This is a genomic window from Hyphomicrobiales bacterium (genome assembly GCA_016125495.1).
Classification (GTDB): domain Bacteria; phylum Pseudomonadota; class Alphaproteobacteria; order Rhizobiales; family RI-29; genus RI-29.
This window is the reverse complement of sequence record WGLQ01000008.1, coordinates 109795-125278: the sequence shown is the minus strand read 5'-3', so window position 1 is coordinate 125278 and position 15484 is coordinate 109795. Positions and strand designations below refer to the sequence as shown.

The following is a 15484-nucleotide window of genomic DNA, read 5'->3' as shown; positions in this document are numbered from 1 at the left end:
GATGCGCGCTATTTCGCCGTCCAGGTGAGCGGACTGGTCTTGCGATAGAGCCAGCCGTACTGCGTCGCCATTTGCGTCGCCCGCGTCGACTGATAGCCGAGCCAGGCCAGCGCGATCAGGATCGCGGTGTCGACCGCATAATAATGCAGCGACAGCAACGTGCCCTCGCGCGGCGGCGCAAAGAGGCCGTAGTGGAAGAAGCGGACCGCGGCGCCGAGCAAGAGCATGTAGAGGGCGGCCTGCCAGAACGGCGCCCAACCGCGCGCCAGGGCCCGCCCGGTCATCCACGCGGCGCCGCCGCCGAGAATGAGGGTGATGAACAGGAAGATGATGAACGACTTCTCCCAGATGATTCCCATCGCCATCCCCTTGTCGTCGGTCTCGCGGCCGGCAATCGATGCTTCCCTCGGATGCCATGCGCTCCCCCGACTGGCAAGCCCCGAGCGGTCCGGCTCTCGCTCTGCCTGATCGGACGTCGCCCGCTCGCCATGACACTGGACCGCAGCGTGCGTCCGTCTATGCTGACGTCCAAGCAAGCGCCAAGTCGGCACGTTCGCGCCAGGAGCAGCACCTATGGTGGATCCAGCCAGCGCCGTCCCCCCGGCGTCCCTCGCGGCGTCGTCATCCCGAACGCACCGTCGGCGCGGACGTCGGCACGAACAGTCGGATCAACCCGCACCTCTCGCGCTGCCATATGTGACCCGCCGAATTCCGCCCTATGATCTCCTGGGTGAGGAGGCCCTCGTCGCCATCGAGACGACGGCCGACCGTATCCTCGCCGAGATCGGGGTCGACGTGCGCCAAGATCCCGAGAGCCTTGCTCTGCTGCGTGCGGCAGGGGCCGAGGTTACCAGCGAGCGGGTTCGGTTTCCGCAAGGTCTCGCACGCGGGATCGTCAAACGTTCGGCCCCGGCGAGCTTCGAGCAGCGAGCGCGCAACCCCGATCGCAGCGTCCGCTTCGGCAAGGACAGCCTGGTCTTTTCGCCGGCTTACGGCCCGCCGTTCGTGCGCGCGTCGGACATGGTCCGGCGCTATTCGACGCTTGCCGACTTCGAGACGATCGTGAAGCTGGTCTACAGCCTGCCCGCCCTGCATCACTCCGGCGGCACGGTCTGTGAGCCGACCGACCAGCCCGTCACCACGCGCCATCTCGACATGGTCCGCGCCCACCTCACGCTCTCCGACAAGCCCTTCATGGGGAGCGTCACCTCGGGGGAACGCGCGGCTGATTCCATCCACATGGCGGAGATCGTCCTCGGAAAGGAGGTCGTTGCCGAGAATTGCTGCCTCCTCGGATTGATCAACCTCAACTCCCCGCTCGTGCTCGACGGCACCATGCTGGCGGCTCTGCGCACCTATGCCGCCGCCGGTCAGGGCACTGTAATCACCCCCTTCGTCATCGGTGGCGCCGCCGGCCCCGTCACCGCCGCCGGCATGCTGGCCCAGGCCCTGGCCGAGGCGCTTGCTGGCATGGCGATTGCCCAGTTGGTTCGCCCCGGCGCGCCGGTGATCTTCGGATATCTCTCCACCGGCCTCGACATGCGTTCCGGCGCGCCGGTTCGCTATGAGGAGACCTGGCAGTGCTACCTCGCCGCCGGTCAGCTCGCCCGCCGCCTCGGTGTTCCCTTCCGCACCGGCGCCACGACGTCCACGTCCAAGCTTCCCGATTACCAAGCCGGCCTCGAAAGCGCGATGGCGCTCCAGGCGGCGGTCCTGTCGGGCGCGCATTTCCTCATTCATGCCACCGGCAACCTCGAGGCCGGTCTCTGTCTCGATCTCGACAAGCTCGTTCTCGATGCCGAATTGCTCGCGGTCGCCGCCCGCTTTGCCGCCGGCCCGCAGGTCTGCGAGGCGACCCTTGCCCTCGAGGCAGTGCGCGAGGTCGGACCGGGCGGAAACTTTCTCGCAGCGAGCCACACCCTGGCGCGCTACCGCGACGCCTTCCATTCCTCCGCACTCTTCGACACTGCCTCCTTCGAGCAATGGCGCGAACGCGGTGAATGCGATGCGGTGTCGCGCGCCGCCTCACATCGCGAACGCCTCCTTGCCGACTATCGCCGACCGGAGATGGATGTGGCTGTAGGCGAGGCGCTCGACGATTTCATCGCCCGCCGCAAACGCGAACTGCCCGCGAGCTTTGCGTGATGTTGGGCGCGCGGCACCGGCCGGCATCGGATCGAGAAAGGGAGAGGAAATGAAGCTGTACCCCGCCGGCAGCCGCCCGAGCACGCGCGCAAACGCCGAATATTTCACCGGAACCGTCTGGCAGGACCCGCTCGTCGAAGCCGAGGCGCCGGCCCGCGTGCGGGCGCTGCTCGTCACCTTCGCACCCGGCGCCCGCACCAACTGGCACACCCATCCCCTCGGCCAGAGCCTGGTGATCGTCTCCGGGCGCGGGCGCTATCAGACCTGGGGCGAGCCGGTACGCGAGCTATGCCAGGGAGATGTGGTCTGGATCCCGCCGGGCGAGAAGCACTGGCACGGCGCCGGCATCGAAACGCAGATGGCCCATATCGCCATTCAGGAGGCGCTCGATGGTGTGAGCGTGACCTGGCTCGAACCGGTCGACGACCGGGATTTCTCTTCCCCGATCGGCAAGGGGTGAGAGGGCCACGCACGCGCGGAGCGGGTTCGAACCGGCCTCAGTGGGCGCCGCCTTCGAGGTAAGCGGCCCTGATCTCGGGGCGATGCAGCAGTTCTTCGCCCGTCCCCGAGATGGTGATGGCGCCGTTCACCATGACGTAGCCGCGATGCGCGAGCCGGAGTGCGTGGTAGGCGTTCTGCTCGACGAGGAAGACGGTCAGCCCTTCGCGCCGGTTGAGTTCCCCGATCACCTCGAAGATCTGCTTGACGATGAGCGGTGCGAGGCCGAGCGAGGGTTCGTCCAGCAAGAGCAGCTTGGGCCGGCCCATCAGCGCGCGTGCGATGGCGAGCATCTGCTGCTCGCCACCCGAGAGCGTGCCACCCCTCTGGCTCTGGCGCTTCTTGAGGATCGGAAAGAGCACGAAGGCACGCTCGAGGTCCTCGTCGAACGTCTCGGCGGCGCGCTTGTTGAGGATCGATCCCATCTGCAGGTTCTCGAGCACCGTCATGCGCGGGAAGATCCGCCGCCCCTCCGGCGACTGGGCGATGCCCGAGTGCATGATCTTATGCGTCGGCATGCGGGTGATGTCGGTGCCGTCGTAGATGATCTGGCCCTTGCGCGCGCGCGGGTTGCCGCAGATCGTCATCATCAACGTCGTCTTGCCGGCGCCGTTCGAGCCGATCAGCGTTACGATTTCCCCGGCATTGACGTGGAGGTCGACGCCCCGAAGGGCCTGCACGCGACCGTAGAACGTCTCGACCCGTTGGACCTGAAGGACGACACCGGTCACGATGCGATCTCCTGCTCGACCTGCTCCACCTCCTGCTCGTCGACGCCGAGATAGGCGGCGATGACTTGCGGATCCTGGCGCACCTGCTCGGGCGCGGCATCGGCAATCTTGACCCCGTAATCGAGCACCACGATGTGGTCCGAGATGCCCATCACCACGCCCATGTCGTGCTCGATGAGGAGGATGGAAAGGGCGTCCTCGTCGCGAATTGATGTGAGCAAATCGTTGAGTTCCTGGCTCTCGCGCGGGTTGAGTCCGGCCGCCGGCTCGTCCAGGCAGAGCAGCACCGGGCGCGTGCACATGGCCCGCGCGATCTCGAGCTTGCGCTGACCGCCGTAGGGCAGATCGCCCGCCGCATCGTCCGCCCGGTCGATGAGCCCGACGCGCTCGAGCCAATAGCGTGCGAAGTCGACGGCTTCGTGCTCGGCGCGGCGATAGCCGGCGGTGCCGAAGATTCCTCCGATCGTGAAGCCCGACGCGGCCATCAGCGGCTGGTGCTGGGCGACCAGCAGGTTCTCGAGGGCCGTCATTCCCGTGAAGAGGCGGATGTTCTGGAACGTCCGCGCCACGCGAGCATCGGCGTTGATCTGGTGTCCGGGAAGCCGCTCGAGCAGCCTCGGCTCGCCGTCCGGATGGTTGAGCCGGATCATGCCGACGGTTGGCTTGTAAAAGCCGGTGATGCAGTTGAAGACGGTGGTCTTGCCAGCCCCGTTCGGCCCGATGAGCGCGGTGATCTTGCTCTTTCGCGCATTGAAGCTGACGTCGTCGACCGCCACCAGCCCGCCGAACCGCATCGTGAGGTGCTGGACCTCGAGGATCAGATCGCTCTGGCTCACCCGTGGCCCTCCTTGACGAGATCGCTCGAAATCGCGCGGCGCGTCCCGAGGGCGATCGTCGGCGTGCGCGAGGAGACGAGGCCGCGCGGGCGCAGCACCATGATGATGATCATCGCCGCGCCGAAGATGAGCATCCGGTACTCGTCGAACTCGCGGAAGAAATATTCCCCGCCCCCGATCATCACGACCGCAGCGATCGCGACGCCGAGCTGGCTGCCGAGTCCGCCGAGCACGACGATGGCGAGAATGGTCGCGCTCTCGAGGAACGTGAAGCTTTCCGGCGAGACGAAACCCTGGCGCGTCGCAAAGAAGGCGCCGGCGAAACCGCCGAACATCGCCCCGATGGCGAATGCCGTGAGCTTGGTGTTGGTGACGTTGATGCCGAGGGAGCGGCAGGCGATTTCGTCCTCGCGCAACGCCTCCCACGCCCGCCCGATCGGCAGTCGCCGAAGGCGCATGGTCACGAAGTTGGTTAGGAGCGCGAGGCCGAGGATGATGAAGTAGAGGTAGATGAAGCGGTGGGTCGTCGCGAACTCGAGGCCGAAGAACGTGTGGAACGCGTTGTCGCCGGTGCGCGTGAACTCCAGTCCGAAAAAGCTCGGTTTCGGAATGCCAGAAATCCCGTCGGGTCCGTTCGTGAACTGATACCAGTTGATGAGTACGACCCGGATGATTTCCCCGAACGCCAGCGTGACGATCGCGAGATAATCGCCCCTGAGCCGGAGCACCGGAAAGCCGAGGATGATGCCCCAGAAGCCCGCCAGGATGCCGGCCAGCGGCAGGCAGATCCAGAAGTCGAGGGCGAAATACTTGGCGAGCAGCGCGAACGAATAGGCGCCGACAGCGTAGAACGCGACATAGCCTAGATCGAGAAGCCCGGCGAGCCCGACCACGATGTTGAGCCCCCAGCCGAGCATCACGTACGTCAGCACCAGGATGCCGAGGTCGAGCAGCCTGCGATCATCGGAAAAGACGAAGGGAAAGGCGATCGCGAATGCAATGAGCGCGGCGGAAAGGAAGGGGGAGATCCGCGCGAAGGCCCGGGTGACCGCGCGCCATGCGCGGTTGTCGCCGGAGGCACGCAGCGCCCCCGTATCGACCACCCCGCTGCGCATCAGCGTCAGCGCGAATACCGCCCCGATCAGCCCGAGGTACGTGGTCCACGTCGGTTTGAGGACGAGGCCCTGAGGCTCCTGGATGGTGAGGAACGCAAAGAGCGGCATGCCGACCACCGCCGCCACCAGCGCGGCCGTGAAGGCACTGCGCAGGGCCCCGACGGCCCCCTCGCCGATGCCTGCCGTGGTCTGCCCCCCGCCCGAGCGCTGCTCGCCAACCGCTGCCATGCTCCGCTTGCCCCTCTAACGCCTGCGCTCGCCCCGTAGCACCCGACTGCCGGCCCTCAGACCTTCTCGACTTCCGGCTTGCCGAGCAGACCTTCCGGCAGGAAGATCAACACGATTGCGAGGATCGAGAAGGCGGCGACGTCCTTGTACTCGACCGAGAAGTAGCCCGACCAGAACGTCTCGATGAGGCCGATGATGAGGCCCCCGAGCATGGCCCCCGGCAGCGAACCGATGCCGCCGAGCACTGCGGCCGTGAACGCTTTGACCCCGGCGAGGAAGCCGATGTAGAAGTCGATCACACCGTAATAGAGGAGGAAAAGCATGCCGGCGACCGCGGCCAGCGCCGCCCCCACCACGAAGGTGAGCGAGATGGTACGGTCGACGTCGACGCCCGAAAGGGCCGCCATCGTGCGGTCCTGTTCGCAGGCACGCTGCGAGCGACCGAGCGGCGTCTTGGCGATGAGGTAGGAAAAGCCCGCCATCAGCACGACCGTCGTCACGATGATGAGGATCTGGATGTTGGACAACGAAACCGTGAGCCCGCCGCCCTCCATGATCGTATAGCCGCCCGTGACGATCGGCTGCAGCGGTTTGACCTTGGCGCCCTGCACGATCTGCACCGTGTTCTGCAGCACGATCGAAGCGCCGATCGCCGTGATGAGCGGCGCGAGCCGGAACGATTGGCGTAGCGGCCGGTAGGCGATCCGCTCCACCGACCAGCCCCAGGCCGCCGTCAGCACCATGGCGATCGCCATCACCAGCACGAGCGCGAGGATCAGCACCAGCGCCGGGCTCGCGGCACTGAGCCCGAGTGCGATGATCAGGATCAGCGCCGTGAACGCGCCGACCATGAAGATGTCGCCATGCGCGAAATTGATCATTCCGATGATCCCGTAGACCATCGTGTAGCCGATTGCGATGAGGCCGTAGATGGACCCGAGCGTCACACCATTGATGAGCTGCTGAGTGAAATATTCCATGCCCGCGCGCTCCTCCCCATGGGCGGACGTGCGTCGCGTCCCCCTCCATCCCGGTTGCGGCGCCGTGGTGCCACCGCAACTCATGTGCTCTTAGCAACCCTTCGGGCGTCCAGCAATCATTGTGACGTCACGGTGGCGAGGGCAGCCGCCCATTGGTGCGGTTCCGCAAGCGCTCGCCAGGCCGGTGCCGGAAGGGCTAATAGAGATTGTGCGAGCCGTCGCAGAACGGCGGCGTATCGGACTGCTTGCAGCCGCAGAGATTGAACATGCCACTCTGCTCGGGCGTGAACGCGAGGGGCTGCAACGAGGTCCCCTTGTGTGAGCCGTCGCAGAACGGCTGGCTCGCGGAGCGCCCGCAGGAGCAGAAGAAATAGCGCTTTCCGGCCTCCAGCTCGACCATGTAGGGGCCCATTTGTGCCGATTGGGGTTCGTCGGTCATCACGCTTGTCCTCTTGCCAAGGCCCTTCCGGCTCCACTACTCGCCATCCCGCGCCTTAGGCCGGCCTTGGCAATGGCTGGGCCCGTCAAGCCACCTCGATACGGCGCCGCACGCGCCAGGTTTTCTGGGCATCGTCGATCCAGGTCACCACCAGATCGCCTTGCCCCGTGATCTTCATGTAGAAGGCGATGTAGGGGTTGCTCGCAATCGCGCCGTGCAAACGGGTGCTGAACACCTCCCGGCCGTTGTATTGCGCGACCATGCTGTGCACGATGAGGCGCGGAATGGGCTTTCCGCTCGTCTTGTCTCGCCTGAGGCCGGACTCCATCTCATGCGGAATGAGTGTCTTGACCTCGACGACGTCGCCGACGCGTATCCGGCTCGGCAGCTCCACCCGCGGTCGCACCATCCACCTCCATGTTCAGCCGTCCCGCTCGCGGCCGCGCCCGGGACGCCGGCGCGATCTCGCGGCCGTGACGCTCAGTTGAAGCCTGCCTGCGCGACCGCCGGCAGGATGACCACGCGTCGCCGGCCGAGAAATACCGAGCCGTCGCTCATCTCGGCCACCGCCACCACCTCTTGCGTCGTCACCAGCCGCATTCGACTGCTCGCGGCCGCCCGCCCGGCGAGCGGTGAAAAGAAGAAACTGGCGACTTCGGGTCGCGGGTTGTCCGTCGCAAAGACATGCACGGATTTCACGTAGTCCGACTCGAGCATGCGACTGTCGACGGAAACGGTGAACGGCACCATTTCACCGCCGACATCCTGCTCCGGCATCTGCAGGGCGATACGCCCGGGTGCCGGCACCACCTCCCCGATGAGCGCCTTCATGGCGTCTTCCCAGGTGACGCGCTCGGCCGCTTGCGCCGGAATGGCGGCGAACGGTAGCCAGCGGGCCGCGAGCACCGCCGCGCCGGCGGCGACGAGGAACGTGCGTCGCGTGGTGGTGAGAAGTGGTGAACGGGCCTCGAAGCGTGGACCATCGCCATGAGCGACTTGTTCGGGACACGGATGGCTGTCGGGGCGAACACCTCGTTGATCGCGGCTCCGGCGGTCATCTGTCATTGGTGCCCTGTCCCCGTCATGGCATCGCTTCTCGCGATCTCTTGGCTCTGCTGTTAGCCAAGAGATGGCCTCTGCTCAAGTCCGAACCCGTCATTCGAAGGGCACCGGCGGCGCTCGTCGGCGGCCTGTTCGGTGGCCTTGGACCCACTTTGCGCACGTTTGCCGCGCACGATAGATGCAACTCGAAGGATACGCGAGTCGCCATGGTCGTGAAAAGCCGAGCCTGCTGGCGGCCTATACGAAGATCACGACAATCTGACCGGCGCGCGCCACCGGGCGAGGTTTGACGTAAACGTCAACCGTTGCTACTTTCGCAGCGTTGGGCTGCAATGCGGCGCTCTGCGAGGCGCCCTTCGGCGCGCCCGAAACGAACGACCAAGGGAGATGGTGATGGCAGCCTTTCTTTTCGTGCTCTTGGTCGCCGCACTGGCCTTCGCTCTCGCCATCCACCGCGCGCGCCTCGTGGTCTGGGCGGGGTTCGCTGCCTTGGTCACGCTGCTTGTGCAATCCGGCGTCACGGCAGGCGCGCTCACGTTGCCGAGCCTGACGGGCCTCTCGCTGCTCGGCTGGTTGCCGGCCGCTGTCCTCGCCCTCCTTTCGGTTCCCGCCATCCGCCGCGCGCTTATCGTGCGTCCGGCGTTTTCCGCCGTGCGGCGCATCCTGCCCAAGGTCTCCGAGACCGAGCAGGAAGCACTTCAGGCCGGCACGATCGGCTGGGACGCCCAGCTCTTTTCCGGCACGCCCGACTGGCGCGAGTTGCGTGCCGTGCCGGGCGTCGTGCTGACCGACGAGGAGCGCGCCTTCCTCGAGGGGCCGACCGAGGAACTCTGCAAGATGGTGGACGACTGGCAGATCCGTCACCATCGGAGGGAGATCCCCGACGAGATCTGGTCCTTCGTCAAGCGCCACGGCTTCCTTGGTATGCTGATCTCCAAGGCGCACGGCGGCCTCGGCTTTTCCGCCCAGGCCCAGTCCCTGATCCTCGGCAAGGTCTCCTCGCGTTCGCCGGATGTCGCCACCATCGTCATGGTGCCCAACTCGCTCGGCCCCGGCGAGCTCATCGAGAAGTACGGAACGGATCACCAGAAGGAATATTATCTCCCGCGCCTCGCCAGGGGCGACGAGATCCCGTGCTTCGGTCTCACCGGTCCCAACAGTGGCTCCGATGCCGCGACCATGCGCGACATCGGCGTCGTGACGCGCGGCATGCACGACGGCCGGGAGGTGCTCGGCATCCGCCTCGACATCGACAAGCGCTACATCACGCTCGCGCCGGTCGCCACACTCGTCGGTCTCGCCTTCCGTCTCCATGATCCCGAGCACCTCATCGGCGAGCGCGACGAGATCGGGATCACGGTCGCCCTCGTTCCCGCCGGTCATCCGGGCCTCGTCATCGGCAACCGCCACCTGCCGGCCCAGGGCGGCTGGCCGAACGGTCCGATCTCGGGCAGCGGCATTTTCATTCCCATCGACTGGATCATCGGCGGCAAGGCGATGGCCGGCCAGGGCTGGCGCATGCTGATGGAGTGTCTCTCGGCCGGGCGCGCGATCTCGCTGCCCTCCTCGTCCACCGCTGGCATCAAGACGATGCTGCGCACGACGTCCGCTTATGCCCGTATCCGCAAGCAGTTCGGCATCGCGATCGGCCGCATGGAAGGCATCGACGAGCGCATCGCACGCCTCGTCGAGCACGCCTACACCGTCGAGGCGGCGCGTGCGGCGACGGCCGCGATGGTCTCGCGCGGCGAAAAGCCCGCCGTCATCAGCGCGCTCATGAAGTATCAGGCGACAGAGCGCATGCGCCAGGCGGTCGCCGACGCCATGGACGTGCATGCCGGACGCGCCGTCTGTGACGGACCGACCAACTATCTCTTCGGCGCCTACCAGATGATCCCGGTCGGCATCACGGTCGAAGGAGCGAACATCCTGACGCGTTCGCTCATCACCTTCGCCCAGGGCGCCCTGCGCAGTCACCCCTACCTCTACGCGGAAATCTCCGCTCTCCAGGAAGCGGACGGCACCAAGGGCCTTGCCGCCTTCGAGAAGGCGTTCCTCTCGCACGTCTCCTTTGCCGTTTCGAACGTCGCGGCCAGCCTCTGGAACAACCTGACGGGTGGGCGCTTCCTTTCGGCTCCCGAAGGCGCTGGCGAGCACGCCCACTGGTATCGCCAGCTCGCCCGCGCGAGCCGGAACTTCGCCCTCGTCGCCGATCTTTCCGTGGCGCTTCTCGGCGGCGGCCTGAAGTCGCGCCAGCGCATCACCGGGCGGATGGCCGACGCGCTGAGCGAGCTCTATCTCCTCTCCTGCGTCCTCAAGCGCTACGAGGACGACGGCCGACCCGAGGTCGACCGTGCCATCGTCGCGCTCTGCGCCCAGAACTGTCTCGACCGCTTCGAGGAGCAGCTCTATGGGGCAGTCGAGAATTTCCCAGTCGCCCCCGCGCGCTGGTTGATGCGGCTCTGCGCTTTCACCATGGGCGGGGCCTACCGCCCGGCCGCCGATACGCTCGGCCGGCATGTCGCGAGTCTCGTGCTGGAGCCGGGCGCCGTGCGCGACCGCCTGACCCGCGACATTTTCATCTCGACGAGCGCGAGCGATCCCATGGGCCTGCTCGAGATCGCGCTGCCGAAGGTGGTGGCCGCTGAAGCCGTCGAGCGCAAACTCGAAAAGGCGATCCGCGAGGGCAAGGTGCGTCGCTTCCACGGGCACGACTGGATCGCCGAGGCGGTTGCCAAGGCCATCCTCACGGGCGCGGAGGGCGAGCAACTGCGCGAGGTCGACGGTCTCGTCCAACGGGTCATCGCCGTCGACCAGTTCACGCCGGCCGAACTGGTGCCCGCCTATGGCCATGGCGAAGCGAGGCCGGGTGCCGGTATCGTGAAGGCTGCCGAGTAGCCGGGGCGGTGCATGTCCGGCCGGATGCGACGACGGGACGGCGGGCAGGGACGCCCGTAGCGGGGAGGAATTATGTCGACCAAGGCACGCTGGGACCCGCTTGGGGCCTTCGAGCATCCGATCGGCGAATTGCAGGACTGGCGTTATTATATCGACATGGACGGCATCGCCTGGGCGATCTTCGATCGCGCGGGCGAAAGCGCCAACACGCTCGGCCGGCGTCCGACGGAGGAACTCGCCCTCATCCTCGCCAACCTCGATGAGACAGCCGGCACGGGCCGCGTCAAGGGGCTCGTCATCGCGTCCGCCAAGCCGCGCAGCTTCATTTCCGGCGCCGATATCCGCGAGTTCGACGGTTATTCGAGTGAGACCGCCGTTGCCCACGAAGTTTCCCGGGCGACCGCAGAGCTCGATCGGATCGAACGCTCGCGCGTGCCGATCGTCGCGGCGATCTCGGGTTACTGCCTCGGCGGCGGCCTGGAACTCGCGATGGCCTGCCAATACCGCATCGCCGACCGTGCCGAGACGACTCGCCTCGGGCTGCCGGAGGTCAAGCTCGGCATTTTTCCGGGTCTCAATGGCACTGTCCGCTCGATCCGCCTCGCAGGTGCCCCGGCAGCCATGGAGATGATGCTGACGGGGCGCATGCTCCGCCCCGAGGCCGCCCGTGCCATGGGGCTGGTCGATCAGCTCGTTGCCAGTCCCGACCGGCTGCGCTGGGCGGCCCGCAAGGCGATCCTTCGCGGCATCCGCCCGCGGCGGGAAAAGCGCCTGCACGCGCTGATGCGCCAGTCGCCGATCCGCGGCATGCTGGTCAAGCGCATGCGGGCAGCGACCGCCGAGAAGGCGCGCAAGGAGCATTATCCGGCGCCCTTCGCCCTCATCGATCTGTTCGAGCAGTTCGGTGGTGATCTCACCCGCATGAAGGCGGCCGAGACGCGAGCCTTCGCCCCGTTGATGGTGAGCCCCCAGGCGCGCGCGCTCCGCCGCGTTTTCCGCCTGTCCGAACTCCTCAAGGAACAGGCCCCCAAGTCCGCCGAGCCGGTTCGCCGAGTGCACGTCATCGGCGCCGGTACGATGGGGGCCGACATTGCCGCCCACTGCGTGGCACAGGGACTGGCCGTAACGCTCCAGGATCTCTCGAGCGATGCGCTCGAGGCCGCCCGCACGCGCGCCTACGCCCATTTCGCCAAGCGCTTCCGTCGCTCCGGCGAGCGCAAGGCCGCCGAGTCCCGCCTCGAACTCGATGGCGCGGGCAACGGCGTCGAGCGCGCCGACGTCGTCATAGAGGCGATCGTCGAGCGCCTCGAGCCCAAGCAACAGCTGTTCGCCTCCCTCGAGCCGCGCATGAAGCCCGGCGCCATCATGGCGAGCAACACATCTTCGCTGCCGATCGAGAAGATCGCCGCCGGCCTTGTCGACCCCGCGCGCCTGATCGGGCTCCACTTCTTCAACCCGGTTCCCCAGCTCCCCCTCGTCGAGGTGGTGCGCAGCCCGCTCTCGCGCGACGTCGACATCGGGCGGGGCTGCGCCTTCGTGACGGCGATCGGGAAATTCCCCCTCGTCACGAAGTCGACGCCGGGGTTCCTCGTCAACCGTGTCCTCGCCCCATACATGCTCGGCGCCATGCAGCGCTTCGAGCGGGGCGACGAGCGCGAGCGCATCGACGAGGCCGCCCGCGTTTTCGGCATGCCGATGGGCCCGCTCGAACTTGCCGATCAGGTCGGGCTCGACATCTGCATGCACGTCGGCGAGATCCTCGGCCTCGAGACGGGCGGACCGGAATCGAAGGCCGCTCGGCTCGTCGCGGCCGGCAAGCTCGGCAAGAAGACGGGCGAGGGCTTCTACGTCTGGAAGGACGGCAAGCCGAAGAAGGGAAAGATCGACTTCGAGACCGCCGAACTCCAGGTGCTGGGACGCGAATTGATCGCTCCGCTCATCGACGAGTGCGAGAAGTGCCTCGAGGAGGGTGTGGTTGCGGACGGCGACATGGTCGATGCCGGCGTCGTCTTCGGCACTGGTTTTGCTCCTTTCCGTGGCGGACCGCTGCACTACCGGGCGACCGGCGACTGGCGCCACGCCCGGATTCGCTCGGAGGCCGCATGAAGCCTCGGGCGGACTGCGGCAGGTTGCGGTACGAGGGCGGCACGGGAGCTGAGGGAACGGAGGCGGGGCGTTGAGGACGATGCAAAGAGAACTGCGGCGCGTCGCCGTCGTCGGTGGCATGCGTATTCCGTTCTGCCGCTCGAATTCGCTTTATGGCGATCTCTCGAACCTCGACATGCTCGCGGTTTCCCTCGAGGGCCTCGTCGAGCGCTTTTCGCTCTCGGGTGAACTCATCGACGAGGTAGTCGGCGGCGCCATCATCGGCCACGCCAAGGACTGGAACCTGACGCGCGAGGCGGTTCTCTCGACCTCCCTCGATCCCGGAACGCCGGGCGTCACGCTGATGCAGGCCTGCGGCACGAGCCTCCAGGCCGCGCTCGGCTCGATGGCGAAAATCGCCACGGGAGAGATCGAGTGCGCGATCGCCTGCGGCACCGACACCACGAGCGATGCCCCGATCGTCTTCCAGCGCCGCTTCGCACAGCGCCTCATCGCCCTGCAGCGGGCCAAGGGCTTCGGCGCGAAAATGCGCGCCCTGAAGGGCTTCGGTTTCGGCGAGTTGGCGCCCGAGCCGCCCAGTAACGGCGAGCCGCGCACCGGACTTTCGATGGGCCAGCACTGCGAGTTGATGGCGCAGGAGTGGGGCATTGGGCGCGAAGAACAGGACCTCCTCGCCTTCGAAAGTCATACCAAGGCGAGCGCCGCCTACCGTGATGGTTTCATGGACGATTTGCTCGTTCCTTGCGCCGGCGTGACACGGGACAACAACCTACGCGACGACATCTCGCTCGAGCGGCTCGCCGAACTGAAACCGGTCTTCGAGCGTGGAGAAAAAGGCACGCTGACCGCCGCCAATTCGACGCCGCTCACCGATGGTGCCTCCGCTGTCCTTCTCGCCAGCGAGGCCTGGGCCAAGGCACGCGGCCTGCCGGTGCTCGCCTACCTCTCTGCCGGCCAGCATGCGGGGATCGATTTCGTCGCCGGCAAAGGCCTCCTGATGGCGCCTACGATCGCCGTCGCCCGGCTGCTCGAGCGCACCGGCCTGTCCCTCCAGGACTTCGATTTCTACGAGATCCACGAGGCGTTCGCCGCCCAGGTGCTGTGCACTCTGAAGGCGTGGGAGGACGAGAAATTCTGCCGCGAGACGCTAGGCAGGTCCGCCCCGCTCGGCGCGATCGATCGCGCGCGGCTCAATGTCAAGGGCTCGAGCGTTGCCGTCGGTCATCCCTTCGCGGCGACCGGCGGGCGAATCATCGCCGTGCTCGCCAAACTGCTGGCCGCCAAGGGCTCCGGTCGCGGACTCATATCGGTGTGCACGGCAGGCGGCATGGGCGTTGCCGCGATCATGGAGGCGGCGGGCTGAAGGCGGCAGGAAGCGCAGCCGCCGCCGCTGCGAGCGGCGGCGGTCGCCCGCAACTGAGGTCATTTCACGGTTATCGTGATCCGTTCCGACATGATCGGTGGATTGTGCGGGATGTGGTTGTGGTCGCCGACCACGAGCTGCAGTGTGTGTCGGCCCGAGGCGAGGGTGATCGTCGCCTCCGTCTGACCTCCGCCGAAATGCTTGTGATTGTCGTCGGCGGGCAGGGATTCGAGCAGTTCGTCTCCCTCGACCGTCTCATCGATGATGAGATGATGGTGCCCGGTCTTTTCCTTCTCGACACCGGCCGGTGCCACTCCCATGCCCTTGAGCCCGAAACGGATGACGAGCGGGCTTGTCACGGTATCTCCGTCGGCCAGTCCGATGAAGTAGACGCTTGCGCCCTCGGGCGCCGGCGTCCTGTCGTCGGCGGTCGCGGTGAGTGCCGCTGCACCCGTCAGGATCAGGCTGAGACCGAGAATTCGTTGCCATGCACGCATGTTCCGGTTCCTTTCCCTGGTTCCACCTGGTCGGCAATTGCAGTTCCGCTGCCGTGCGGATCGCCTCGCGCCTCGCCTACCGGGCAGCCTGATCCGGCTCGTGCAGCGCTTCGACGACCTTGGTGCGCACGTCCTCGAGTTCGCCGAGTGTGCGCGTGATATCGGCCAGTTTGCTCCCGAGGTCGGCGATCGCCGCATCGACCTTTGCGAGCAGATGCTGCAGCTGCAACTTCTGGGTCGGGTCGGCATCGTAGAGATCGAGGAATTCCCCGATTTCCTCCAGCGTGAACCCGAGGCGCTTGCCGCGCAGGATGAGCATGAGGCGTGCCCTGTCCCGCCGCCCGTAGAAGCGCGCGCCCGATTGCCGGCCCGGTGAGAGCAGGCCGCGGGATTCATAGAAACGGATCGCCCGTGTCGTCACGCTGAGGTCGTCGGCGAGTTGGCCGATGCTGTAGCGCTCCTCGTGAGCGTCCGCAGGCCCCGCTGGCGCACGGGGCTCGCTCGACTTGCTCATGTCCTGCTCGGTGTATGCTTTTTGCTGCTCGTGTCCGCTGGTGTCGGCGCGCCGAGGCGCCCCTTGCCTCTT

The 15484-nt window shown here is 66.6% G+C and carries 15 protein-coding genes; 5 read left to right on the top strand and 10 right to left on the bottom strand.

Annotated features, from left to right (window positions below; translation table 11 throughout):
• Positions 1-8: 8 nt before the first annotated feature.
• Positions 9-359, bottom strand: coding sequence for a hypothetical protein (locus tag GC150_08230; GenBank protein MBI1384881.1), 351 nt, complete (start codon positions 357-359; stop codon positions 9-11).
• A gap of 214 nt (positions 360-573) precedes the next feature.
• On the opposite strand from GC150_08230, the gene GC150_08225 reads away from it, so the two are divergent.
• On the top strand, positions 574-2145 hold the full coding sequence (locus tag GC150_08225; protein MBI1384880.1) for a trimethylamine methyltransferase: 1572 nt from the start codon (positions 574-576) through the stop codon (positions 2143-2145).
• Positions 2146-2194: 49 nt separating this feature from the next.
• The gene (locus GC150_08220) at positions 2195-2605 is read left to right on the top strand and encodes a cupin domain-containing protein (GenBank protein ID MBI1384879.1); all 411 of its coding nucleotides are present in this window, start codon (positions 2195-2197) and stop codon (positions 2603-2605) included.
• Positions 2606-2642: 37 nt separating this feature from the next.
• Here the strand turns inward: GC150_08220 and GC150_08215 are convergent, their stop codons facing one another.
• From GC150_08215 to GC150_08185, 7 genes are all read right to left on the bottom strand, one after another.
• Complete coding sequence (locus GC150_08215) at positions 2643-3377, bottom strand: ATP-binding cassette domain-containing protein (GenBank protein MBI1384878.1); 735 nt, start codon at positions 3375-3377, stop codon at positions 2643-2645.
• A complete protein-coding gene (locus tag GC150_08210) occupies positions 3371-4168 on the bottom strand; it encodes an ATP-binding cassette domain-containing protein (GenBank protein MBI1384877.1) in 798 nt (265 codons plus the stop codon). The genes GC150_08215 and GC150_08210 overlap by 7 nt, the downstream gene beginning before the upstream one ends.
• A gap of 38 nt (positions 4169-4206) precedes the next feature.
• Positions 4207-5553, bottom strand: a complete 1347-nt coding sequence (gene livM / locus GC150_08205) for a high-affinity branched-chain amino acid ABC transporter permease LivM (GenBank protein MBI1384876.1) — start codon at positions 5551-5553, stop codon at positions 4207-4209.
• A gap of 56 nt (positions 5554-5609) precedes the next feature.
• Positions 5610-6533, bottom strand: a complete 924-nt coding sequence (locus GC150_08200; protein ID MBI1384875.1) for a branched-chain amino acid ABC transporter permease LivH — start codon at positions 6531-6533, stop codon at positions 5610-5612.
• A gap of 196 nt (positions 6534-6729) precedes the next feature.
• On the bottom strand, positions 6730-6972 hold the full coding sequence (locus GC150_08195) for a CDGSH iron-sulfur domain-containing protein (protein MBI1384874.1): 243 nt from the start codon (positions 6970-6972) through the stop codon (positions 6730-6732).
• Positions 6973-7057: 85 nt separating this feature from the next.
• Positions 7058-7381, bottom strand: a complete 324-nt coding sequence (gene soxZ, locus GC150_08190; GenBank protein ID MBI1384873.1) for a thiosulfate oxidation carrier complex protein SoxZ — start codon at positions 7379-7381, stop codon at positions 7058-7060.
• Positions 7382-7452: 71 nt separating this feature from the next.
• Positions 7453-8037, bottom strand: a complete 585-nt coding sequence (locus GC150_08185) for a thiosulfate oxidation carrier protein SoxY (GenBank protein ID MBI1384872.1) — start codon at positions 8035-8037, stop codon at positions 7453-7455.
• Positions 8038-8427: 390 nt separating this feature from the next.
• On the opposite strand from GC150_08185, the gene GC150_08180 reads away from it, so the two are divergent.
• The 3 genes from GC150_08180 to GC150_08170 all read left to right on the top strand — a co-directional run bounded on the left by GC150_08180 (position 8428) and on the right by GC150_08170 (position 14401).
• On the top strand, positions 8428-10932 hold the full coding sequence (locus GC150_08180) for an acyl-CoA dehydrogenase (GenBank protein ID MBI1384871.1): 2505 nt from the start codon (positions 8428-8430) through the stop codon (positions 10930-10932).
• 72 nt (positions 10933-11004) lie between these two features.
• Positions 11005-13038, top strand: coding sequence for a 3-hydroxyacyl-CoA dehydrogenase (locus tag GC150_08175; protein ID MBI1384870.1), 2034 nt, complete (start codon positions 11005-11007; stop codon positions 13036-13038).
• A 79-nt stretch (positions 13039-13117) separates the two neighbouring features.
• Entirely contained in the window at positions 13118-14401 is a 1284-nt protein-coding gene (locus GC150_08170; protein ID MBI1384869.1) for an acetyl-CoA C-acetyltransferase, read from the top strand.
• 59 nt (positions 14402-14460) lie between these two features.
• Here GC150_08170 and GC150_08165 read toward each other — a convergent pair whose 3' ends face one another.
• Positions 14461-14898, bottom strand: coding sequence for a DUF4399 domain-containing protein (locus GC150_08165; GenBank protein ID MBI1384868.1), 438 nt, complete (start codon positions 14896-14898; stop codon positions 14461-14463).
• Between the two features lie 76 nt (positions 14899-14974).
• Positions 14975-15412, bottom strand: coding sequence for a MerR family transcriptional regulator (locus tag GC150_08160; protein MBI1384867.1), 438 nt, complete (start codon positions 15410-15412; stop codon positions 14975-14977).
• Positions 15413-15484 lie beyond the last annotated feature (72 nt).